At 71.3% G+C, this 21,183-nt stretch carries 24 protein-coding genes and 1 tRNA gene; 13 read left to right on the forward strand and 12 right to left on the reverse strand.

Features of this window, described 5'->3' with window-relative positions; all coding sequences use genetic code 11:
• Window positions 1-58: 58 nt before the first annotated feature.
• Window positions 59-634, reverse strand: a complete 576-nt coding sequence (locus IM778_RS05275; RefSeq protein ID WP_194411013.1) for an OsmC family protein — start codon at window positions 632-634, stop codon at window positions 59-61.
• A 224-nt stretch (window positions 635-858) separates the two neighbouring features.
• Between IM778_RS05275 and IM778_RS17865 the strand changes: the two genes are divergently transcribed.
• The gene (locus IM778_RS17865; RefSeq protein ID WP_273541855.1) at window positions 859-984 is read left to right on the forward strand and encodes a hypothetical protein; all 126 of its coding nucleotides are present in this window, start codon (window positions 859-861) and stop codon (window positions 982-984) included.
• Between the two features lie 2 nt (window positions 985-986).
• Entirely contained in the window at window positions 987-1,124 is a 138-nt protein-coding gene (locus tag IM778_RS05280; protein WP_194411014.1) for a hypothetical protein, read from the forward strand.
• 80 nt (window positions 1,125-1,204) lie between these two features.
• Here IM778_RS05280 and IM778_RS05285 read toward each other — a convergent pair whose 3' ends face one another.
• Complete coding sequence (locus IM778_RS05285) at window positions 1,205-1,486, reverse strand: Fe-S cluster assembly protein HesB (RefSeq protein WP_194411015.1); 282 nt, start codon at window positions 1,484-1,486, stop codon at window positions 1,205-1,207.
• Window positions 1,487-1,778: 292 nt separating this feature from the next.
• Here IM778_RS05285 and IM778_RS05290 point away from each other — a divergent pair, with 292 nt between their 5' ends.
• Complete coding sequence (locus tag IM778_RS05290) at window positions 1,779-3,329, forward strand: Re/Si-specific NAD(P)(+) transhydrogenase subunit alpha (RefSeq protein WP_194411016.1); 1,551 nt, start codon at window positions 1,779-1,781, stop codon at window positions 3,327-3,329.
• On the forward strand, window positions 3,326-4,762 hold the full coding sequence (gene pntB / locus IM778_RS05295) for a Re/Si-specific NAD(P)(+) transhydrogenase subunit beta (RefSeq protein WP_194411017.1): 1,437 nt from the start codon (window positions 3,326-3,328) through the stop codon (window positions 4,760-4,762). Before IM778_RS05290 ends, pntB begins: the two co-directional genes overlap by 4 nt.
• Window positions 4,763-4,838: 76 nt before the next feature.
• Here pntB and IM778_RS05300 read toward each other — a convergent pair whose 3' ends face one another.
• Window positions 4,839-4,976, reverse strand: coding sequence for a hypothetical protein (locus IM778_RS05300; protein ID WP_194411974.1), 138 nt, complete (start codon window positions 4,974-4,976; stop codon window positions 4,839-4,841).
• A gap of 27 nt (window positions 4,977-5,003) precedes the next feature.
• On the opposite strand from IM778_RS05300, the gene IM778_RS05305 reads away from it, so the two are divergent.
• On the forward strand, window positions 5,004-5,288 hold the full coding sequence (locus tag IM778_RS05305) for a putative quinol monooxygenase (RefSeq protein WP_194411018.1): 285 nt from the start codon (window positions 5,004-5,006) through the stop codon (window positions 5,286-5,288).
• A gap of 57 nt (window positions 5,289-5,345) precedes the next feature.
• Here IM778_RS05305 and IM778_RS05310 read toward each other — a convergent pair whose 3' ends face one another.
• Together IM778_RS05310 and IM778_RS05315 are read right to left on the reverse strand one after the other, a co-directional pair.
• Window positions 5,346-5,702, reverse strand: a complete 357-nt coding sequence (locus IM778_RS05310) for a histone-like nucleoid-structuring protein Lsr2 (protein ID WP_194411019.1) — start codon at window positions 5,700-5,702, stop codon at window positions 5,346-5,348.
• A gap of 91 nt (window positions 5,703-5,793) precedes the next feature.
• Window positions 5,794-6,666, reverse strand: a complete 873-nt coding sequence (locus IM778_RS05315) for a helix-turn-helix transcriptional regulator (protein ID WP_228484761.1) — start codon at window positions 6,664-6,666, stop codon at window positions 5,794-5,796.
• Window positions 6,667-6,805: 139 nt separating this feature from the next.
• Between IM778_RS05315 and IM778_RS05320 the strand changes: the two genes are divergently transcribed.
• Complete coding sequence (locus IM778_RS05320; protein ID WP_194411020.1) at window positions 6,806-7,156, forward strand: DUF485 domain-containing protein; 351 nt, start codon at window positions 6,806-6,808, stop codon at window positions 7,154-7,156.
• Window positions 7,153-8,772, forward strand: a complete 1,620-nt coding sequence (locus IM778_RS05325) for a solute symporter family protein (RefSeq protein WP_194411021.1) — start codon at window positions 7,153-7,155, stop codon at window positions 8,770-8,772. The genes IM778_RS05320 and IM778_RS05325 overlap by 4 nt, the downstream gene beginning before the upstream one ends.
• Window positions 8,773-8,878: 106 nt before the next feature.
• Here the strand turns inward: IM778_RS05325 and IM778_RS05330 are convergent, their stop codons facing one another.
• A complete protein-coding gene (locus IM778_RS05330; protein WP_194411022.1) occupies window positions 8,879-9,421 on the reverse strand; it encodes a methylated-DNA--[protein]-cysteine S-methyltransferase in 543 nt (180 codons plus the stop codon).
• A gap of 195 nt (window positions 9,422-9,616) precedes the next feature.
• On the opposite strand from IM778_RS05330, the gene IM778_RS05335 reads away from it, so the two are divergent.
• Both IM778_RS05335 and IM778_RS05340 read left to right on the forward strand, forming a co-directional pair.
• Window positions 9,617-13,354 carry an AAA family ATPase gene (locus tag IM778_RS05335; protein ID WP_194411023.1) on the forward strand — a complete coding sequence of 1,246 codons (3,738 nt, stop codon included), beginning with the start codon at window positions 9,617-9,619 and terminating at the stop codon, window positions 13,352-13,354.
• On the forward strand, window positions 13,341-13,538 hold the full coding sequence (locus IM778_RS05340; RefSeq protein ID WP_194411024.1) for a hypothetical protein: 198 nt from the start codon (window positions 13,341-13,343) through the stop codon (window positions 13,536-13,538). The genes IM778_RS05335 and IM778_RS05340 overlap by 14 nt, the downstream gene beginning before the upstream one ends.
• Before the next feature lie 130 nt (window positions 13,539-13,668).
• On the opposite strand, the gene mscL is transcribed toward IM778_RS05340, so the two are convergent.
• From mscL to IM778_RS05355, 3 genes are read right to left on the reverse strand one after another with little or no spacing between them, the layout of a single operon-like run.
• A complete protein-coding gene (mscL, locus tag IM778_RS05345; protein ID WP_194411025.1) occupies window positions 13,669-14,079 on the reverse strand; it encodes a large conductance mechanosensitive channel protein MscL in 411 nt (136 codons plus the stop codon).
• Window positions 14,080-14,122: 43 nt separating this feature from the next.
• Window positions 14,123-14,440, reverse strand: a complete 318-nt coding sequence (locus IM778_RS05350; RefSeq protein WP_194411026.1) for an FmdB family zinc ribbon protein — start codon at window positions 14,438-14,440, stop codon at window positions 14,123-14,125.
• Window positions 14,441-14,454: 14 nt separating this feature from the next.
• Window positions 14,455-15,051 (reverse strand): 5-formyltetrahydrofolate cyclo-ligase, encoded by a 597-nt coding sequence (locus IM778_RS05355; RefSeq protein WP_194411027.1) that lies wholly within the window; start codon window positions 15,049-15,051, stop codon window positions 14,455-14,457.
• A gap of 80 nt (window positions 15,052-15,131) precedes the next feature.
• Here IM778_RS05355 and galU point away from each other — a divergent pair, with 80 nt between their 5' ends.
• From galU to IM778_RS05375, 4 genes are all read left to right on the forward strand, one after another.
• A complete protein-coding gene (galU, locus tag IM778_RS05360; protein ID WP_194411028.1) occupies window positions 15,132-16,019 on the forward strand; it encodes a UTP--glucose-1-phosphate uridylyltransferase GalU in 888 nt (295 codons plus the stop codon).
• A gap of 23 nt (window positions 16,020-16,042) precedes the next feature.
• A complete protein-coding gene (locus IM778_RS05365) occupies window positions 16,043-16,672 on the forward strand; it encodes a GNAT family N-acetyltransferase (protein WP_194411029.1) in 630 nt (209 codons plus the stop codon).
• Between the two features lie 56 nt (window positions 16,673-16,728).
• Complete coding sequence (locus tag IM778_RS05370) at window positions 16,729-17,700, forward strand: large exoprotein (RefSeq protein WP_194411030.1); 972 nt, start codon at window positions 16,729-16,731, stop codon at window positions 17,698-17,700.
• 89 nt (window positions 17,701-17,789) lie between these two features.
• Window positions 17,790-17,865: transfer RNA gene (locus IM778_RS05375), tRNA-Ala, on the forward strand.
• A gap of 31 nt (window positions 17,866-17,896) precedes the next feature.
• Here IM778_RS05375 and IM778_RS05380 read toward each other — a convergent pair.
• The 3 genes from IM778_RS05380 to IM778_RS05390 are packed head-to-tail and all read right to left on the reverse strand — an operon-like array spanning window position 17,897 to window position 21,161.
• Window positions 17,897-19,261, reverse strand: coding sequence for a hypothetical protein (locus IM778_RS05380; protein ID WP_194411031.1), 1,365 nt, complete (start codon window positions 19,259-19,261; stop codon window positions 17,897-17,899).
• The gene (locus tag IM778_RS05385) at window positions 19,258-20,337 is read right to left on the reverse strand and encodes an NAD-dependent epimerase/dehydratase family protein (protein WP_194411032.1); all 1,080 of its coding nucleotides are present in this window, start codon (window positions 20,335-20,337) and stop codon (window positions 19,258-19,260) included. The genes IM778_RS05380 and IM778_RS05385 overlap by 4 nt, the downstream gene beginning before the upstream one ends.
• Window positions 20,334-21,161, reverse strand: a complete 828-nt coding sequence (locus tag IM778_RS05390; RefSeq protein WP_194411033.1) for an S-methyl-5'-thioinosine phosphorylase — start codon at window positions 21,159-21,161, stop codon at window positions 20,334-20,336. Before IM778_RS05390 ends, IM778_RS05385 begins: the two co-directional genes overlap by 4 nt.
• Between the last annotated feature and the right edge of the window lie 22 nt (window positions 21,162-21,183).

Consider the following 21,183-nt stretch of genomic DNA (forward strand, 5'->3'; position numbering starts at 1 on the left):
CCGGCGGAGGCGGCCGTCCCGAGCCGGCGGCGAACGCCGAGCCGGGACGGCCGCGAGCTCACGCGGTGGCCACCTCGATGTCGACGCGGGTGCCGTTGGTCAGCACGTCGAACACCGCGGAGCGGTTCCGCGACTGCTCGACCAGGGCGCGGATCGTCGCGTCGTCGGCATCCGCGTCGATCTCGAACCGCACGCGAATCGCCTGGTAGCCGTTGCGGACGCGGCTGTCGTCGCCGAGCCCCAGGATGCCGAGCAGGTCGATGTCGCCCTCGACGGTCGAGGTGACCGACCGGAGCGGCACCCTGCGGGCAGCCGCGATGTTCGCGAGACCCGCCGTCAGGCACGCGGCGATCGCGTGCAGCAGGTACTCGACCGGCGTGGGTGCGTGGTCCTCGCCCACGAGCACCGCGGGGTGGTCGGCGTCGACGGTCGTGACCGTACGGTGCTCCATCTCCTGCGTGGCACCGAAGAAGCCCGAGAAGCTCGACCGGCTGTGCGTGCCGGCGAGCCAGGTGTTCGAGGCGCGGAACTGGAACTTCGCGATCTCGGGCTCACCCTTGACGGCGTCGAGAGTCGCGAACAGCGTGGCGGTGTCCACTCCGTTGAGGTGAGTGGGCTGGGCGGTGACGGACATGTCGTGTTCCTTCTGGTTCGTCGTCCCGTCGCTCGGATGCTTCGGGATCGTTCGGCCGATGCTCTCGCCCCGGTCTTCCCTGCGTCTTCCCGCGTGACCGCCCGACGGGAAGATCCGCGGAAGACCCACCCCGGACCCTGTTCTGCAGGAACGCGACATCCTCGTTCCGCCAAGGAGGTATCACCACGCTGTCCACGCGCCTCATCGATCGGCGGCGTGCCGTCGTGCGGAACGGCACCGCCGTGGAGTGGCGCGACCGCGTCGTCGCTGCTGCCGTGCTCGCCGACGCCGACGCCGACGCCGACGCCGACGCCTGCGGCACCCATCCATACCACGACGAAGGGAGGTAGCCATGTTCGTCGCCCTGCTCACCGTCCTGCTGATGCTGGTCGTCGTCGCCGCGGCCTACGCCGCTGCGATCGCCATCGGCTCGCGGGTCACCCCCGTGCGTCACGACCCCATGTACGACACCCGGCGGCCCCGTCTCTGAGGCCGGGCGTGCCTGCCGCGAAGCGGACAGACGCGAACGACCCCGGCGCCACGAGGCGCCGGGGTCGTTCGTGCGAGTCGTCAGGCCTGGACCGCGAGCGCGAAGCGCACCGAGCCGTCCTGCGAGAGCTCGGCGTCCAGCACGCGGTCCTCGAGCGCGACAGCGGCGCCCTCGTCGAGGAACACGCGTGCGCCGTCGGTCACCACGATCGTGTCGTGGGGAGCGGGGTCGGGCGCGACGCTCAGCTCGAAGCCGGTCTCCCCGCCGGTGTCGCGGATACGCACTCCTCCGTCCTCGGCCTGCGGGACGCGGGCGACGATCTGCTTGACGGCCTCGGCGGCGGTCTGGGTCAGCGTGAGCATGCTGGTTCCTTTCCTCAGCGGTTCCGGACCGGCCACGATTCCGAGAACCCGGGCCGCGCGCAAGGCTGAGCGCGCATTCGGAGGGGATTCCCACCTTGGCGGGCGCGACGACGGATGCCGCGACCCGCCGTCGTGCGCTGAGGGAAAGTTCCGCGGTTCTTACGCCGTGTCCGGGCGCCACACGGGGCCGATCCCGCCCGAGGTCTGAGAGGGTGGAGGCGTCGTCGCATGCACCGAGGAAGGTGCTCGCGGAACGTCGTCGCACTGCTGAATGGAAGATCCAGAGGTACGCATGACTCGCATTGGCATCGTCGCCGAAGCGCCCGGAGAGAACCGGGTCGCCGCGACTCCGCTCACCGTCCCCAAGCTCATCGCACTGGGCTACGACGTCGTCGTCGAAGCCGGTGCGGGCTCGGCATCGTCGTTCCCGGATGCCGCCTACGCCGCCGCGGGGGCGTCCGTCGTGTCCGCCGCGGAGGCATGGGCCTCGCCGATCGTCCTCAAGGTGAACGCGCCGACGGCGGACGAGATCGATCGCCTCGCCGACGGGGCGACGATCATCGCGATGCTGAGTCCGGCGTTGCGCCCCGATCTCGTCGAGGCCCTCGCGACGCGCGGGATCACCGCGATCGCGCTCGACGCGGTGCCGCGCATCTCGCGCGCGCAGTCGATGGACGTGCTGAGCTCCATGGCGAACATCGCCGGGTACCGCGCGGTCGTGGAGGCGGCCCACGAGTTCGGGCGGTTCTTCACCGGCCAGGTGACCGCCGCCGGAAAGGTGCCGCCCGCGAAGGTGCTCGTCGCCGGTGCCGGCGTCGCGGGACTGGCGGCGATCGGCGCGGCGTCGAGCCTCGGCGCGATCGTCCGGGCGACCGATCCCCGCCCGGAGGTCGCCGACCAGGTCGCCTCGATCGGCGGGGAGTACCTCGAGGTCGTCGTCCCCGACGAGGCGAAGGAGGTCTCGGCCGACGGGTACGCGAAGGCGACGAGCGAGGCGTACGACCGGCGAGCGGCAGAGATCTATTCGGAGCAGGCGGCGGACGTCGACATCGTCATCACCACCGCGCTCATCCCGGGGCGCCGCGCCCCGCGGCTGCTCACCGCGGCGGATGTCGCGAGCATGAAGCCCGGAAGCGTCATCGTCGACATGGCCGCGGCGCAGGGCGGAAACGTCGACGGGTCGGTCCCGGGGGAGAGGGTCGTGACGGCGAACGGTGTGGTGATCCTCGGCTACACGGATCTGCCCGGGCGTCTGCCGCAGCAGGCGTCGCAGCTGTTCGCCACGAACCTCGTCAATCTGCTGAAGCTGCTCACCCCGGCTAAGGACGGCCGGATCGCGCTCGACTTCGACGACGTCGTGCAGCGCACGGCGACCGTCGTCCGCGACGGGGAGGTGACGTGGCCGCCGCCGCCGGTGCAGGTCTCCGCTGCGCCGCAGAAGGCCCCGGCGACCGGCACGGTGCCCGCGGCCCCGGTCAAGCGGCCGATGTCGGCCCGCGCACGCGTCGGCCTGATCTTCGCCGGCATCGCGGCGCTGTTCGCGATCTGCGCATTCGCGCCACCGCCGCTGCCGCAGCACTTCCTGGTGCTGACGCTCGCGGTCGTCGTCGGCTTCTACGTCATCGGGCACGTGGCCCACGCCCTCCACACTCCGCTCATGAGCGTCACCAACGCGATCTCGGGCATCATCGTCGTCGGCGCCATGGTGCAGATCACCGTGCCCGACCTGACGGTCCAGATCCTGGCGGCCGTCGCGGTGCTGGTGGCGAGCATCAACATCTTCGGCGGCTTCGCCGTGACGCGGCGCATGCTCGCGATGTTCCAGAAGGGTGAGACCCGATGATCGCCGTCGCAGGTGCCGTCGCGGGGGCCGCCTACATCGTCGCCGCGCTGCTGTTCATCCTCAGCCTCGCCGGGCTGAGCAAGCACGAGACCAGCCGTCGCGGCGTGACGTTCGGCATCGTCGGCATGGCGATCGCGCTCGTGGCGACGATCTGGCTGACCGCGGCCGCCGCGTGGGGCGAGCCGTCGGCCCTGAGCGGGCTGATCCTGCTGGTGGCAGCCGTCCTCGTCGGCGGCGCGATCGGCCTGTGGCGCGCACGCATCGTCGAGATGACCGGGATGCCGGAGCTCATCGCCCTGCTGCACTCCTTCGTGGGTCTGGCCGCCGTGCTCGTCGGCTGGAACGGCGCGCTCTACGACACCGGGCTCACCGGCACGCTCTCCGACATCCACGACGCCGAGGTGTTCATCGGCGTGTTCATCGGCGGTGTCACGTTCACGGGGTCGATCGTGGCGTTCCTGAAGCTCTCGGCACGGATGTCGTCGAAGCCGCTCGTGCTGCCGGGCAAGAACGTGCTCAACCTGGGCGCGCTCGTCGTCTTCCTCGGACTCACCGTCTGGTACGTCATCACGCCCGAGCTGTGGCTCCTGGTGCTCGTGACGGCGCTCGCCCTCGCGCTGGGATGGCACCTCGTCGCGTCGATCGGCGGCGGCGACATGCCGGTCGTCGTCTCGATGCTCAACAGCTATTCGGGCTGGGCCGCAGCAGCGGCCGGGTTCCTCCTGAACAACGATCTGCTCATCGTCACCGGGGCGCTGGTCGGCTCGTCCGGTGCGTACCTGAGCTACATCATGTGCAAGGCGATGAACCGGTCGTTCCTCTCGGTCATCGCCGGGGGATTCGGCATCGAGGCGCCGCGCGACGGCGACGACGAGCACGGCGAGCACCGCGAGGTCGACGCCGAGAGCACCGCCGATCTGCTCACGAGCGCGAGCTCGGTCGTCATCACGCCGGGTTACGGCATGGCGGTGGCGCAGGCGCAGCACGGTGTCGCCGACCTGGTCGCCAAGCTGCGCGAGCGCGGCGTCGACGTGCGGTTCGGCATCCATCCCGTCGCCGGCCGGCTGCCCGGCCACATGAACGTCCTGCTGGCCGAGGCGAAGGTGCCCTACGACATCGTGCTCGCGATGGACGAGATCAACGACGACCTGTCACAGGTCGACGTGGTGCTGGTGATCGGTGCGAACGACACGGTCAACCCGGCGGCGGCCGAAGACCCCGGCAGCCCGATCGCGGGAATGCCGGTGCTGCGGGTGTGGGAGGCGCAGAACGTGGTCGTGTTCAAGCGCTCGATGGCGTCCGGATATGCGGGCGTGAAGAATCCGCTCTTCTACCGCGAGAACACCCAGATGCTGTTCGGCGACGCGAAAGAGAAAGTCGACGAGATCCTCATGCACCTGGCCGCCGACGCGAAATCCGCGAACCGCGGTTAAAGGGCTCATCGCAATCGGGAGTGTAGGAGCGGTCTGAATCCACCGGTCTCGAGCAGCGAGCGGGCGATGTAGTTCCTCAGGTTCCGGAAGCCCGATCCGGCTCGAGATGCTGCCCGACGGCTTCGAGGCCGAGCTCGTCAAGACGGCAGAACGTGGTCAGATCGGGCGCGGCGAAGGTAGCGAGGCCGCGCGCCCCAACCTGCGACATCTTCACCGCGAACCTGCGATCTAAGCTGGCCTCATGAGCGAGGTGCGTCTAACCGGCCAGCTGGTGTGCGAAAGTTCAGAACAAGCCGAGCTCGTCGTTCAACACCTGCCAATGCACATGGCTCTGACGCGCGCCGAACCAGGGTGCATCTCGTTCGAAGTCCACCGCACGAACGATGCTCTCATCTGGCAGGTCGATGAGCGGTTCGAGAGCGAAGCCGCATTCGGTGCGCATCAGGACCGCGTCGCGGCCAGTGAATGGGGGCGAGCGACAGCACGGATCCGTCGCCAGTACTCAATCGAAGGGCTATCTCGTTGAATCACGATATACACCCTCCATTGCGAAGACCCGGTTAAGGTGCCGCGGAGGCGTGCGTCAGTGCGCTGCTTCGTACGCTTCGAGAACGGATGCCGGAACCCGGCCGCGCTCCGACACCTTGTAGCCGTTCTGCTTCGCCCATTCGCGCACGCCGCTGTAGTCCTGCTGACCACTGCGGCGCCGTCGCCGCGCCCCGGCACTGGACGATCCGGCGCTCCCGCGTGAGGACGAGACGGGGCGTGCCGCCTTCGTGTACCGCTCGAGCGCACCACGCAATGCGGCGGCATTCTCGGCCGTGAGGTCGATTTCGTATGCGACTCCGTCGAGGGAGAAAAGGACGGTTTCGCCTTCTCCGACTTCCAAAAGGGTTCCGTCGATGTCGTCGACGAGCTGGTGAACGATTCTTCGGGCCATGAAAAGCACAATACGCGCAATTGTCGCGCACGACTATTCGCATCCAGCGATTCCTCGAATACGCGAGGCATTCGCGTGCGAGGTGCGCGAATTACGGCAGGAGACCGGCGCGCCGTGCGGTGGCCACTGCCGCGTGCCGGGTCGAGGCGTCGAGCTTCGCCATCGCCGACTGGAGGTAGGACTTGACTGTGCCTTCGCGCAACTCCAGCGTGGCGGCGATCTCGGCGTTGGTGGATCCCAGCGCGGCGCACGCCAGCACGTCGACTTCGCGGGGCGACAGCTTCACGTCGAGGTCGAGGGCCGGTTCGGCGGTGTCGTTCGAGAGGGCCGCGAGGCGCCGCTCGAGGCGGTCGAGCCGCGTTCTCAACCCGGGGTCGTCGACGACCGCGGCGATGCTGCGCAGCTCTGCGTACGTCTGGCGGAGCTCTTCGCGTGCGGCGGCCGGCATCTGCGTGCCGTCTTCGGGCCTCGGCGCGAGGGCCAGGCGTCGCTGCACCTCCTCGCGGATCTGCAGCTCGCGCGAGAGCTCGTCGGCGACCGCGAACGCGGACCGCGCCACGACATCGCCCACCGCCGCTCCCGCCCACGACCCGCAGTAGATGACGCCGCGTGCCCGGTCGCCGACCAGCACCGGGACGGCGAAGAGCGTGGCGATGCCCTCGCCCAGCACCGCGCGGTCGTAGTCGTGCGTGATGCTGCGCGCGGAGCGGTAGTCCAGGGCCAGCCGCGGACGCCTCTCGACGAACGCGCGGCCGCCGAGCCCTCGCGAGGCCTTCACGACCAGCCCGTCGAGACTGTGCGTCCGGGCACCGTGGATCGACGTGACATGGATGGCGTCGTCCTGGGCGAGTCCGCCGAAGGCGACCGGGAACCTGGTGCGCCGCACGAGGTCGGCGACCGCGCGGTCGAGCGCACGGGCGTCGGCATCGACGACCGCGTTCGACACTGAAGACTGCGCGCCCACGACTACCTACTTCCGGGGGTGACGGCATCCTCGCCGGTTTTCGTAGCGTCGACCCTACCACCGGGCTCAGGCCGCCGCCGCGGCCCGGATTCCCCCGAACGGCGCGATGTCGCGCCTGTCCATGAGGCAAGGAGGCCACATGTCCGACTCGAGGATCGACACCGCCCCGCCAGGCGGCGTCGACTACGTCGCGGTGGAGGAGTCGCCGCGGTTCGGTGAACTCAAGAGACGCCAGCGCGGGTTCGTGTTCCCGCTCGCCGTCGCGTTCCTGGTCTGGTACTTCGCGTACGTGCTGCTGTCGTCGTTCGCGCGCGACTTCATGTCGCAGCCGGTGTGGGGCGACATCACCGTCGGCCTGCTCTTCGGCCTCGGCCAGTTCGTGACGACCTTCGCGATCACGATGGCGTACGTCTGGTACGCCAACCGCAAGCTCGATCCCATTGCCGAAGAGATCCGCGCGGATCTCGAGAACGAGGAGGCCGGCGAATGAACGACATCTTCGGCGCCGTGCACGCCGCCGTCCAGACAGTGGAGAACAATCCGATCCTCAACATGTCGATCTTCGGCGCGTTCGTGGCGGTGACGCTCTTCATCGTCATCCGGGCCAGCCGCAACAACAAGACCGCGGCGGACTACTACGCCGCTGGGCGATCGTTCACCGGACCTCAGAACGGCTTCGCGATCTCGGGCGACTACCTCTCGGCGGCGTCGTTCCTCGGCATCTGCGGGGCGATCGCGATCAACGGATACGACGGGTTCCTCTACTCGATCGGCTTCCTCGTCGCGTGGCTCGTCGCCCTCCTGCTCGTCGCGGAGCTCATGCGCAACACGGGCAAGTTCACGATGGCCGACGTGCTGTCGTTCCGCCTCAAGCAGCGCCCGGTGCGCATGGCTGCGGCGATCACGACCCTCGCCGTGTGCTTCTTCTACCTGCTCGCGCAGATGGCGGGAGCCGGCGGCCTGGTGGCACTGCTGCTCGGCATCGAAGACGCGATCGGCATCTCGGTCGTCGTGGCCGTGGTGGGCGTGCTCATGATCGTGTACGTGCTCGTGGGAGGAATGAAGGGCACCACGTGGGTGCAGATCGTCAAGGCGTTCCTCCTCATCGGCGGTGCGCTGGTCATGACGATCTGGGTGCTCGCGTTGAACGGCTTCAACCTCAACACGCTGCTCGAAAGCGCCGTGGCGCAGTCGACGACCGACCCGCAGGACGCGATCCTGGGCCCCGGCCTCCAGTACGGCGCGAACCCATGGGATTTCATCTCGCTGGCCATCGCGCTCGTGCTCGGCACCGCCGGCCTGCCGCACGTGCTGATGCGGTTCTACACGGTCCCCACGGCCAAGGAGGCGCGCCGGTCGGTGGTCTGGGCGATCTGGCTGATCGGCCTGTTCTACCTGCTGACGCTCGTGCTCGGCTACGGCGCGGGCGCGCTCGTCGGGCCCGAAGCGATCAAGTCGGCGCCCGGCGGCGTCAACTCCGCGGCGCCGCTGCTGGCGCTCGCGCTCGGCGGACCGCTCCTGCTCGGATTCATCTCGGCGGTGGCGTTCGCGACGATCCTCGCCGTGGTCGCCGGCCTCACCATCACCGCCGCCGCGTCGTTCGCGCACGACATCTACGCGAACGTCGTGAAGAAGGGCAACGTCCCGCCGGACGGCGAGGTGAAGGTCGCACGACGCACCGTGATCGTGATCGGCGTGCTCGCGATCATCGGCGGCATCGCGGTGCAGGGGCAGAACGTCGCGTTCCTGGTCGCGCTCGCCTTCGCGGTCGCGGCGTCGGCGAACCTGCCCACCATCCTGTACTCGCTGTACTGGCGCCGGTTCAACACCCGCGGCGCGGTGTGGAGCATGTACGGCGGCCTGGCGGCCGCGATCATCCTGATCGTGCTGTCGCCGGTGTTCTGGGGTGGCGAGACGAGCGTCTTCAAGGTCGGCACCGCGATCTGGCCGCTCAACAACCCCGGCATCGTCTCGATCCCGCTCGGGTTCTTCCTCGGTTGGCTCGGCACGGTCACATCGCGCACGGCCGAAGATCGCGTCAAGGCCGCCGAGATGGAGGTGCGCTCGCTGACCGGCTACGGAGCCGAGAAGGCGACGCACCACTGACGCGGCGTCTGTGAACCGGGATCGGCGGCCGCCACCGCCGACCCCGGCACCGCAGGATTGCGCGGCCCGGGGAGGAACCGCCCGGGCCGCGCGGCGCGCGGACGGCCTACACGCCCGGCGCCTGCTCGAGGTCGATCAGGTACTGCTTCACCTCGGGGTGCCCGCCGTACTCGCCGAGCGAGCCGTCCGCGCGCACCACGCGGTGCACGGGGACGACGATCGAGAACGGCGTCGTCGCGCACGCCGTGCCGACGGCGCGCGCGGCCCGGGGGCTCCCGGCGGCGATCGCGACCTCGCCGTACCCGGCCGTCTCGCCGTACGGGATCTCGCGCACCGCCTCGAGAGCCGCGCGCGTGAAGCCGCGGACCAGCCGCCAGTCCAGCGGCAGGTCGAACTCGCGCCGCTCGCCGTCGAAGTACTCGTCGAGCTGCGCGGCGGCGGCGTCGGCCACCGCGGACCCGTCGGGGTCGACGGCGGGGTCGCCCGGCAGGGGGAGGGCTCGCAGCTGCAGCGCCGCGCGCTCGAGCTCGTGAGCGAGGGGACCGTCGAAGGGGTGGAGCGACACGATGCCGTCGGCCGTCGTGACGATCAGGATGTCGCCGATCGGCGAAGGGTGGACGCGGTAGCGGGGCGGATCCTGCGTGGTCATGGCACCATCCTGGCTCGGCGTCGGCGGCCGCGGCGCGCCGCGTCGCACGACTGTGGGAAGCGCGCGCGACGAGGCGGCTGGGGAGGAGCCGGCGACGGGAGGTGCCGTCAATACCGCGAAACTCAGGTCCATTGCAAGTGGCCTGGGCGTGTCGCGCTTAGGGTGGCTCGTGTGTGGCGAGGAGAACGGAGCGCCGTGGTCGGCGCAGGGGACGCCGTGCCCGGGTACGACGTGACCCCCGGCGACCTCGGGCTCGCCGAACCGGACGTCACGGTCGTCCATATCGCCGAGCAGGAGCGGGACCGGCTGCGCGTGCAATCGGCCGCCCTGGGGGGCCGTTCGACCCTGCTGCACTTCACCGACGCGGCCGACTCCGCCATCGAGATCACCAAGGCCCATCCCGGGAGCCTTCCGCAGTTCATCACCGGGCGCTCCACGCTGCTGTCGAACCTGTTCCGAGACGAGGTCGCGCTGCGCAACGCGCGCCTGGCCGCCGAGCGCATCACGGGGAAGAGTCTCGAGCTGCGCACGACACGCGGCCTCGACACCGTGCGGCTCGCGGTGGGTCTCGCGTACTGGCGCATCGGCGGCCTGGCGTGCACGGCTCCGGTGCTGCTGCGCCCCCTCGCGATCCGGCGGCACCACGGCGACTTCGAGCTGAAGCTCCACGGGACGTTCTCGGTCAACCCCGAGCTCGTGCGCGCCATGCGCACGCACTTCGGCATCGCGATCGACGCGGGGGGCCTGGCGGCCCTGGCGTACGACGGCGGGGTGTTCAAGCCGCAGCCGGTCATCGACCACCTGCGAGCGCTGACGGCGTCGATCGACAGCTACGCGGTGAAGCCGCGCCTGCTGGTGTCGAGCTTCGCCGATGTCGGCGGTGCGATGGCCGCCGACGCGGCCGACCTCGACCACCCCGTGCTCAACGCGCTCGCCGGGCATCCCGCCGACCGCGAGACGATCACCGCCCGGCGCGAGATCCCCCACCCGACGAGCCCCGACGAGCGTCCTCCGGCCTCCGACATGCTCCTCCTCGACGCCGACTCCGAGCAGGAGCGCGTACTCGCGCGCATCGCCGCAGGGCAGTCGCTCGTTGTCCACACGCTCCCGGGCACCGGCGGAACCCAGACGGTCATCAACGCGATCGGCTCGCTCGTGCGCGAAGGCAAGCGCGTGCTCGTGGTGAGCGCACGCCGCTCCACGCTCGACGGTGTGCGTCACCGCCTGGCCGGCGTGGGACTGCCGGGTCTCGCCGTCTCGCCCGACCGGCTGCAGCGGGATCTCATCCGTGCGATCGGCCGCAACGAGAAGGCCCAGGCGCCGAAGGTCGCCGACATCGACGACGCCCTGGTGCGCCTGCGGGGAGTGCTGCGGGACTACCGCACCGCCGTGACGTCGCGGCATCCGTCGCTCGGAGTGTCGGTGCTCGAGATCCTCCGCGCCCTCGCAGACCTGGCAGAGCGCGCCCCGGCGCCGTCCACCGAGGCGCGCTTCGACGCCCGCGCGCTCGAGGCGCTGTCGACGACCCGAGCCGAGGCGGCGGCGAAGCTCGCGACGGCCGCGCGCCTGGGCGAGTTCCGCTTCGGTCCCGACGACTCACCCTGGTACGGCGTCACGTTCGCGACGGTGGATCAGGCGCGCGCCGCGCACACGCTCGCGGGCAAGCTCCACCGCAGCGACGTGCCCGCCCTCCTCGAGCGCGGATACGAGCTCATCGGTCAGACGCGCATGCGCCCGTTCCAGACGATCACCGAGCTGGGCACGTACCTGCGGCTGCTGCAGGGCATCCGGGACTCGCTCGACCGCTTCAGCCTCACGGTCTTCGAGCGGCCGCTGGGCGAGCTCATCCAGGCGCACGCGCCGCGCCGCGACGCACCCGACATGAGCGGGCCGAACCGCCGCCGGCTGCGGCGCCTCTCGCGCGAGTACCTCCGGCCCGGCGTCCACGTGCCCGACATGTACGAGGCGCTCGTGCGCATCCAGCAGCAGCGCACCGAATGGCAGCGGTACGTCGATGCGGGCGTGACCCCGGAGCTGCCGCTCGGGCTCGCCGACGTCCAGGTCTCGTGGCAGCGTGTGGACGCCGAGCTCTCCGAGCTCGATGCCGTGCTCGGCCGCAGCGATGCCGATCGGCTCTCGACGCTTCCCGTCAAGCACCTCGTGCGGACGCTCGCCGGACTCGCGGCCGACTCCGACGTGTTCGACAACCTGCGGGAGCGCGCGACGCTGCGCAGCGACCTCGCCGCCCTCGGCCTCGAGCCGCTGCTGCTCGAGCTCTCGGTGCGGCACGTGCCCGAAGACCAGGTCGCCGCCGAGCTCGAGTTCGCATGGTGGCAGTCGGCGCTCGAGCTGCTGCTGCGCACCGACCGCGCCGTACTGGGCGCCAACACGGCGGTCGTCGATCGGCTGGAGCGCGACTTCCGGCTCGTCGACGAGGCCCATGCCGCGGCATCCGGCCCCCTGCTGGCGGCCCACCTCGCGACGCAATGGCGCATCGGCATCGTCGACCACGCGTCGGAAGCGGCGGCGCTCAAGGCCGCCCTCAAGCGTGGCGCGATCACACCCGCCGAGCTGTTCACGGTCGCCCCCTCGCTGTCCCGCACGCTCGCCCCGGTGTGGCTGGCGTCGCCGTACGAAGTGCCGCGGATCCCCGAGCACGCCGCGTTCGACGTGGTGGTGCTGGCGGATGCCGGAGCCCTGTGTCTCGCCGAGTCCGCTCCGGCACTCCGCCGTGCCCGGCAGATCGTCGCGTTCGGCGACCCGGTCACGCAGAAGCCGACGCCGTTCCGCGTCGCAGCGGGCGGTTCGACCGGATCCTCGGTGCCGACCGTCGGGGCAGAGGCCCCGGAGGAGGACGAGGACGAGGTGCCGTTCGATTCGACCAGCGTGTTCGAGCGCCTCGCCGAGCTGCTGCCCGTCGAGACGCTGACGCGCAGCTACCGCGCCGGCGGTGAAGACCTCGCGGCCCTGGTCAACGAGGCGTTCTACGGCGGCGAGCTGGTGTCGCTGCCGTGGGCGGGTTCGTACCTCGGCCGCGGCAGCCTCGCGGTCGACTACGTCGAAGGCGGCCACGGCACGCCCCATCCGGTGACGGGCGCGGTGGAGAGTCCCGACGCCGAGGTCGCGCGCGTGGTGACCCTCGTCGTGGAGCACGCCGTCAACCGGGGCGCCGAGTCGCTCATGGTCGTCACGGCGAGCGCCCGGCACGCCGAGCGCGTCCGCGCCGCGGTCGAGGCCGCGTTCGCCGGCCGAGCCGACGTGGCCGATTTCGTCTCGCGCGAGACGGCCGAGCCGTTCGCCGTGCTCACCCTCGAGGAGTCCGTCGCCGAGAGCCGGGACCGCGTCATCTTCTCGCTCGGCTTCGGCCTCACCAAGCACGGCCGGGTGCTCAGCGACTTCGGCGACCTGTCGACTCCTGACGGCGAGCGCCTGCTCACCGTCGGCATGACGCGCGCCCGCCGCTCGATGGTGATCGTGTCGTCGATCCGCCCCTCGGCGTTCGACGACGGGCGTCTCGAGTACGGGGCAGCCACGCTCATGTCGATCCTCGGCGGCATCGCCGCTCGCTCGCGCGAAGCGCGGCTCGAAGACCTGGCCGACCCGCTCACGCTGGCGCTCGCCCGCGAGCTGCGTCGCGTCGGCCTGTCGGTCGACGTCCACTACCGCGGGCTGCTGCCGCTGGTCGCGCAGTACGACGGCAAGGCGGTCGTGGTCGAGAGCGACCCCGAGACGATCGGGGAGTCGCTGCGCGAGTCGCTGCGCCTGCGCCCGCAGATCCTGCGGCGCCTCGGGTGGCACTACGTGCGCGTGCACTCCTTCGACCTGTATCGCGATCCCGCCGACGTCGCCCGGCGCATCGCCGACATGCTCGGCGTGCCGCCCGATGCCCCGCGCGTCGACCGTGAGACGCAGCCGATCGATGTCGTCGAGTGATCGGCAGCGCATCGAGCGGGTGCCCGGCTCGCGCCGCGCGAAGCTGACCCCCGCCCCGGGCGCGACGGCCGAGCCGACCCCCGCAGACGACGAGGTCCCGGACACGCCGGCCGAGGCATCCGGAGTCAGCTCTTCTGGCCCGAACGACGAGCGCCTGCGCCGCGACGTCCCCCCGCACTACTGACGTCCCTCTCTCCGCACCGTCTCCGCACCCGCTCCGCACCGCGAGAGTGCAGCTGACGGACGAGGGGTAGGGAACCCGCCTACCCCTCGGCGACCAGGTGCACTCTCGCCGTCGGGCCGGGCCGCGGGGGTCAGGCCCGCTGCTTCTCCAGCAGGTCGCGGATCTGCACCAGGAGCTCCTGCTCGGTGGGGAGCTTGGGCTCCTCGTCGGCGGGGGTGATGCCGGCCTTGGCGGCCGCGCGCTCCTTGAGCACGTTCATCGGGTGCACGAAGACGAAGTACACGACGATCGCGACCGCGAGGAACGCGATGACCGCGTTGATGAGGTCGCTGACAGGGAAGGTGACCGGCCCCCACAGGCCGTTGACCGTCCAGCCGATGGTGCCGTCTTCGGCCGGCTTCCAGAACAGCTCGATGAGCGGGTTGATGATGCTCGAGACGATCGCGTTCACGACCGCGGTGAAGGCGGCGCCGATGACGACCGCGACGGCCAGGTCGATGACGTTGCCACGGAGAATGAACTCCTTGAAACCCTTGATCACATGTACCCCCTGGGTATCCTCCCGCGTCGGGGGCTCCGGAGGATCAGGCTCCGGACGACGCGGGCGAGGCCTTCGCCTCGGACTTCGATGATGTCGAAGTCGACGAGGAGTCGCCACTCGAGCCACCCGACCCGCCCGAGCCACTCGAGCCACCCGACCCGCCCGACCCGCCCGACCCGGCGCCGGCGCGGGAGTCGGTGCGGTAGAAGCCGGAGCCGTTGAAGGTCACGCCGATCGAGCCGTACTCCTTGCGCAGGGGGCCGCCGCACTCGGGGCACTCGGTGAGGGCGGGCTCGGCGAAGGACTGCACGGCGTCGAAGCGATGGCCGCACTGTTTGCAGGCGTAGGCGTAGGTGGGCATGTCTCTCTCGGGTTTCAGCGCCGCGTGGGCGCGAGGGTGATCGTGCGGGTCGGGGTGACGACCCCGGTCACGGGCTGGTCGTGGATGTCGCGGGGCACCTCGTCGACGAACTCGGAGTCGTAGACGACCGCGTACACGGGCGGGCAGCGCTCCATCGACCCGAGCGTCTTGTCGAAGAACCCGCGTCCCCAGCCGAGCCGCATCCCGGTGCGGTCGACGGCGGCCGCCGGGATCACGAGCAGATCGACGTCGTTCACCGCGATCGGTCCGAGCAGCTCGCCCACGGGCTCGGGGAGGCCGAACAGGCCCTCGGCGATGTCGCCCTCGGGCGTCGCGACCGCCCAGTCGAGCAGGCCGTCCGTCCGGGTGACGGGAAGGAGGACACGGATGCCGCGGCCCACGGCATCCGTCACGAACGAGCGGGTGCCCGGCTCGGCGGGAGTCGAGAGGAAGCACGAGATCGATCGGGCGCCATGCTCGGCCACGAGCGCGTCGAGCTGGGCGTGGATGCCCGCCGCAGCCGCCTCGCGGGCCGGTTCCGACAGCATCTGGCGGCGCTCCCGGAGCTCGGCGCGAAGCGCTCGCTTCTGGTCGGCGATCGCGTCGGACATGCGGTCGATTCTACGGCGCGCCGTGCCGCCGCCCCGCCCGGGGCCCCAGTGGCCGATGCCCTGCCCCGTACAATCGGGGAATGCCCCACACCGCGATCAAGGCCGTCATCCCGGCCGCAGGTCTTGGCACGCGCTTCCTCCCCGCGACCAAGGCGATGCCCAAAGAGATGCTCCCCGTGGTCGACAAGCCGGCCATCCAGTACGTCGTGGAGGAGGCCGCGCAGGCGGGTATCGACGACATCCTCGTGATCATCGGACGCAACAAGAACGCGATCTCGAACCACTTCGACTCGGTCCCCGAGCTCGAGGAGAAGCTGAAAGACAAGGGCGACGACGATCGCCTGCGCCGTGTCGTCGCCTCGAGCGACCTCGCCGACATCCACTTCGTGCGTCAGGGCGAGCCCAAGGGACTCGGGCATGCGGTGCTGCGCGCCCGCGCGCACGTGGGGGACTCGTCCTTCGCCGTCATGCTCGGCGACGACCTCATCGACGAGCGCGACGAGCTGCTGACGACGATGATCGCCGAGCACGAGCGCACGGGTGCCGCCGTCGTCGCCCTCATGGAGGTCGACCCCGACCACATCCACATGTACGGCGTCGCGTCGGTGGACGGTGCGGCGCACGACGGCATCGTCTCCGTCACCGGGCTCGTCGAGAAGCCGAAGAAGGAAGACGCCCCGTCGAATCTCGCGATCATCGGGCGCTACGTGCTCTCGCCGGACGTCTTCGACATCCTCGAGCGCACCGAGCCCGGCAAGGGCGGCGAGATCCAGCTGACCGACGCGCTGCAGGAGCTCGCCACAGACCCCGACGGGCCGGGTGTGCGGGGCGTGATCTTCCGTGGCCGTCGTTACGACACCGGCGATAGGGTGGACTACATCAAGGCCATCGTGCAACTCGCGACCGATCGCGATGATCTCGGTCCCGAGCTGCGTCCCTGGTTCAAGGAATTCGCGGCGAAGCTCTGACGCCGCCCGTTCGAGGGGGTCACGTGGATCCGACGGCTCCCCACCGGCACGGTCCGGTGTCGATCCGGCTGGTGAAGCCGCGGGACGCGCGCGTGCTGCAGAACGAGCTGCTGTCGAACCGCGGATGGCTCCGTCCGTGGGAGGCGACGAGTCCCGACGGGCCGGTGTCGTTCGACATGCGGATCGGCGTGAAGCGCCTGCTGCAGCAGTATCGCGACGGCGCCGGGGTGCCGTTCGTCATGGAGTACAACGGTGAGGTCGCCGGCCAGCTCAACGTGTGGGGGATCGCGCGCGGCTCGCTCGCCTCGGCGACGATCGGCTACTGGGTGAGCGAGCGGTTCGCCGGCCGTGGCATCACGCCGACGTCCGTCGCCCTGGCGACCGACGTCTGCTTCTCGGAGCTGCGGCTGCACCGCATGGAGATCTGCATCCGCCCCGAGAACCGCGCCAGCCTGCGCGTCGTCGAGAAACTCGGGTTCCGCTACGAGGGCCTGCGCCGCCGGTTCATCCACATCGACGGCGACTGGCGCGACCACTACGCGTTCGCACTGGTACGCGAAGACGTCCCCGAGGGTGTGCTGCAGCGGTGGATCTCGGGCCGCGCCCCGCAGGACGCCGCGATCGTGCCGCCGTCGGACCGTCTGCACGCGTAGGGCAACACGCGAACGGATGCCGGGGCTAGCGGCATCCGTCGCATACCGTGGTCTGCATGGGCGAGCAGGTGCTGGGCGGGGGTGTCATCGTCCTCGTCGCCGTGCTCCTGTGGCTGGTGTACCTGCTTCCGTCGTGGCACAGCCGACGCCAGTTCGACGCCGCCGAGCGCAACGCGGTGCGTCTGAACCAGGCGCTGCGCGTGCTCGCCGAGACCAGCGAGACGCCCGAAGAGGTGAGGCTGGAGCTCAACGCGCGCACGGCAGCGGCGCAGCAGCGGCTGGCCCGGCGCGCACTCGCCGAGCGTGAGCAGGCGGCCCTCGAGAACGCCCGCGCCGACGCCGAGCGGGCCCGCACCGAGCGGATGACCGCCGAGGCTTCGGCGCGAGCAGACCTCGAGCGCGCGCGTGCCGAACGAGCCGCCGCCGCGGCTGCGGCGCGCGCCGAGCTCGCCGCGGCCCGCAGATCGCCCGCGATGCGTCAGGCCGCCGCGCGCCGGCGCGTGAGGTTCACCGCGACCCTCGCCGCGATCGTCGGCATCGGACTGCTCGCCTGGGGCGTGTACGAGACACTGACCACGGGCGTGCAGGTGCGCATGTGGATCGGCGCGCCGCTGGTCGCGGCATCCGTCCTCGTGCTCCACCGGATGGCTCGCGTGGCCTCGCGTGCGGCGACGAGGGCGACGGATGCCGTGCCCCGGCGCGTCGCCGACGTGCAGGATGTCGAGCTCGAGCGCGAGGAGCGCGAGTGGGCTCCTCGCGAGCTGCCCCGGCCGCTCACGGCCTCGGCGGGATCGCGCGCGGCCGCCGTGCTCGACGCCGCGGCCGCCCGGGCTGCGCTGCGGCAGGCGGCGCTCGACGAGGCGATGCGGGAGCGCGCAGCGACCACGCGTCCGCCGTCGATCGACACGGTCCGTACGGCGCGGGCCGCCGCACCCGAGAGCGAGTTCTCTCGCATGGGCTACGTCGACGACGCCGAGATCGAGGCCCACGTCCGCGGTCTGCTGGAGCGTCGCGCGGCCGGCCAGTAGCCCCCGCGGCCGCTCGGCCGTACCCCGGTCGAGGGGCGGTGCCGATTCGGAACGGCTCCCGGTGCCGTGATATTGTTTCTGAGGTTCACGGGCCTGTGGCGCAGTTGGTAGCGCGCTTCGTTCGCAATGAAGAGGTCAGGGGTTCGAATCCCCTCAGGTCCACCACGACGTCGCTCTCGCCGTCACCCCGCCGCGGTCACCATCTGGTGTACAGGAGCGTCTGGGCGACGATGGCGAACGATGCCTGCACGATGAGTCCCGTGCGACGCCAGCGTTCGGGCAGCAGCGCCGTGCCGAGCAGCATCCACGGCACGAACGGCAGCCAGATGCGCTCCACCTCGGCGCGGCTCATCTGCGACAGCGTGGCCGCGATGCACATGGCCAGTCCGGCGAGGGCGAGGAGGGCGACCTTCCGGCGCACGCGTGTGTCGGCGGCGGATCCTCGCGTCACCGCGTCGGTGACGGCGACGGCGAGGCCGGGCCCCACCCAGGGCCCCGCGCAGATCGCGACGGCCGCGAGGTTCGCCCACGTCCAGTACTCCCCGGGCCGATGGCGTGCGATGCCGGCCCAGTACCTCTCGGTGAGCACCGGGAGGGCCTCCCACCACGCGAACCCGGCGAACGCGAACGCCCCGACCACGAGAAGCGCCCCCGCCACCGCGAACGGCAGGGGCCGCCAGGCGCGCGCGAGGACGAGCACCGTCACGGCGAGCAGGCCCAGCAGCGGCAGCCCGTACGAGAACATCACGCAGCAGCCGTACAACAGGCCCGAGGCGAGTCCGGCCAGCGACTGCACGACGAAGCGGGCGGATGTCGCGGCCACCGCGAGCAGCACGGTCGCCCACGCGGCGACGGCGGCGAACATCGCGTCCGCCGAGACGCTCATCCAGATCGCGGCGGGCCCGACGGCCAGAAAAGGCGCCGCGCGCCGCGCGTAGTGCTCGGCACCGAACCGCCGGGCGGTCACCATGACGGCGACGGCCGTCGTGCCCGCGAGGAGTGTGATCACCAGGCCCGCGGCCAGGGCGGTGCCCAGGCCGAGCGCCACCAGCACCACGAAGAACAGCAGCGCACCGGGAGGGTGCCCGGCGATGTGCACGGGCCAGTTGTCGGCGCTGTCCAGCGGGATGTGGTCGATGTAGATCCGCAGCGTCTCGCCGAAGTCGGTGACCTCCCGCGCCGTGGCGAGGTACTCGGTGCGGTGGTCGAGGATCCCGCCGATGCCCTCGATCCCGTACACGGTCGCAAGGCTCAGCATCCAGGCGACCCCATACCCGTACACGGCCACCAGAAGCCGCCGCCACGGCCAGCGCATCGCACGCGGCGCGTACACCGCCGCGACCACCGCGAGCAGGATCGCCGCGGGCGTGCCGGGGCCCACCCGCGCGACGAAGATCGAGTGGAGCGGGGGGAAGGCGCCCGCGCGCATCTCCCAGCCGGTGATCGCCGGCACCGCCATCGCCGCGACCACCAGCACGGCGGTCACCGCGAGCCCGATGCGCGCCGCGCGCCGACGCGTGCGCTCCGCGTCCGGGGCGAGCCGGTCCGTCGTGGCGCTCATGAGCCCGACGGGGGTCGAAGCGGAGCGTGCGCGAACTCGTGCATCCCCTCGGCGAAGCCGATGCGCGGCCGCCAGCCGAGCTCGTCGCGCAGCCGCTGCGCCGAGGCCGTGATGTGCCGCACATCGCCGAGGCGGTACCCGCCCGTCACGACCGGGACCGGGCCGCCGACCGCATCGGCGAGCGCACGGGCCATCTCGCCGATGGTGCGCACCTCGCCGCTGGCCACGTTGAACGCACGGGCGGTCCCCGCCGGCGCGCTCGCCGTCCAGTCCAGCGCCGCGAGGTTCGCGGCGGCGACGTCGGTCACGTGCACGAAGTCGCGACGCTGCGCCCCGTCCTCCAGCACCGTCGGCGCCTGCCCGGCCGCCAGCGCCGAGCGGAAGATCGAGGCGACCCCCGCGTAGGGCGTGGCCTGCGGCATCCCCGGTCCGTAGACGTTGTGATAGCGCAGCAGGGCGGCCCGGCCGCCCGTCTCGCGTGCCCACGCGCGCACCAGATGCTCCTGGGCGACCTTCGACGCGGCGTACACGTTGCGCGGATCCAGCGGCGCGCTCTCGTCGATGAGCTCCGGCACGAGCGGCGTGCCGGTGCGCGGCGAGATCGGGTCGAATCTGCCGGCGTCGAGGTCGGCCGCCGCGCGCGGCGGGGCGGCGATCCCACCGAGCTCGTCGCGGTACCGCCCTTCGCCGTAGACGACCATCGACGAGGCGAGCACGAGACGCGCGACGCCTGCGCGCGCCATCGCCGACAGCAGCACCGCGGTGCCCAGATCGTTGGAGCGGACGTAGTCCGGGGCGTCGCCCATATCGACGCCGAGGCCGACCTTCGCAGCCTGATGGCAGATGGCGTCGACGCCGTCGACGGCGCGCGCCACGGCATCGGCATCCGTCAGATCCGCGTGCACGAACTCGGCACCGCCGCCCACGCTCGTGTCGGCGAGGTGCGCGTCGGCGGGGTGGACGTCGGTGCGGAGGCTGTCGAGCACCCGCACGCGCCACCCGGCCGCGTTCGCCGCGGCGACGACGTGCGTCCCGATGAACCCGGCGCCGCCGGTGACCAGCAGCGTGCGGCTCATGTCGTGGCCGGCAGGGCGAGCACGCGCGCCGTCGCGGCGCCGTCGACGAGCGTGCGAGGCTGCGGATCGCCGGGGAGGCGCCCGAGGGCGTCGGCGATGGTGCCGGTGATGCGGTCCCGCGCGGCGGTCAGGCGCCGGAACACCAGCTCGGCCGACACCGCGTCGTCGCCGGGCGCGTGACCGACATCGGCGTCGGTCACGAACGACAGGCTCGCGTACGCGATGCCGAGCTCGGCGGCCAGCGCCGCCTCGGGGTACATGGTCATGTTGAGGATGTCGGCGCCGGCCTGCCGCCATCCCTGCGACTCCGCGCGGGTCGAGAACCGCGGTCCGGGGATCACGAGGGCCGTGCCGCGATCCGCGAACCGCTCACCGCGCGCCGCCAGCGCACCGCAGAGCGCGGCACGCAGCACGGGGTCGAACGGGTCGGCGAACCCGAGGTGCTGCACGTCCGAGCCGTCGAAGAACGTGTCGGGGCGGCCGTGGGTGCGGTCGATCAGCTGATCCGGCACGACGAACGTGTCGGCCGGAAGATCCGCGGTGATGCTGCCGACCGCCGACGAGGCGATCACCGCGCGCACGCCGAGCCACGCCAGCGCCCACAGGTTCGCCCGGTACGGCACGCGGTGCGGCGGGATCGTGTGGCCCGCGCCGTGGCGGGCGAGGAAGGCCACCGTCCGGCCGCCGAAGCGTCCCACCGCGACCGGCGACGAGGGCGGGCCGAACGGCGTGGCCACGTCGACGAGACGTGGCTCGTCGAGCAGCTCGTACAGGCCCGAGCCTCCGATCACACCGTGACGCACGGCATCCGTCGTTTCGTCCATGGCACCAGCCTGGCAACTCACG

The organism is Microbacterium cremeum (assembly GCF_015277855.1).
GTDB lineage: Bacteria > Actinomycetota > Actinomycetes > Actinomycetales > Microbacteriaceae > Microbacterium > Microbacterium cremeum.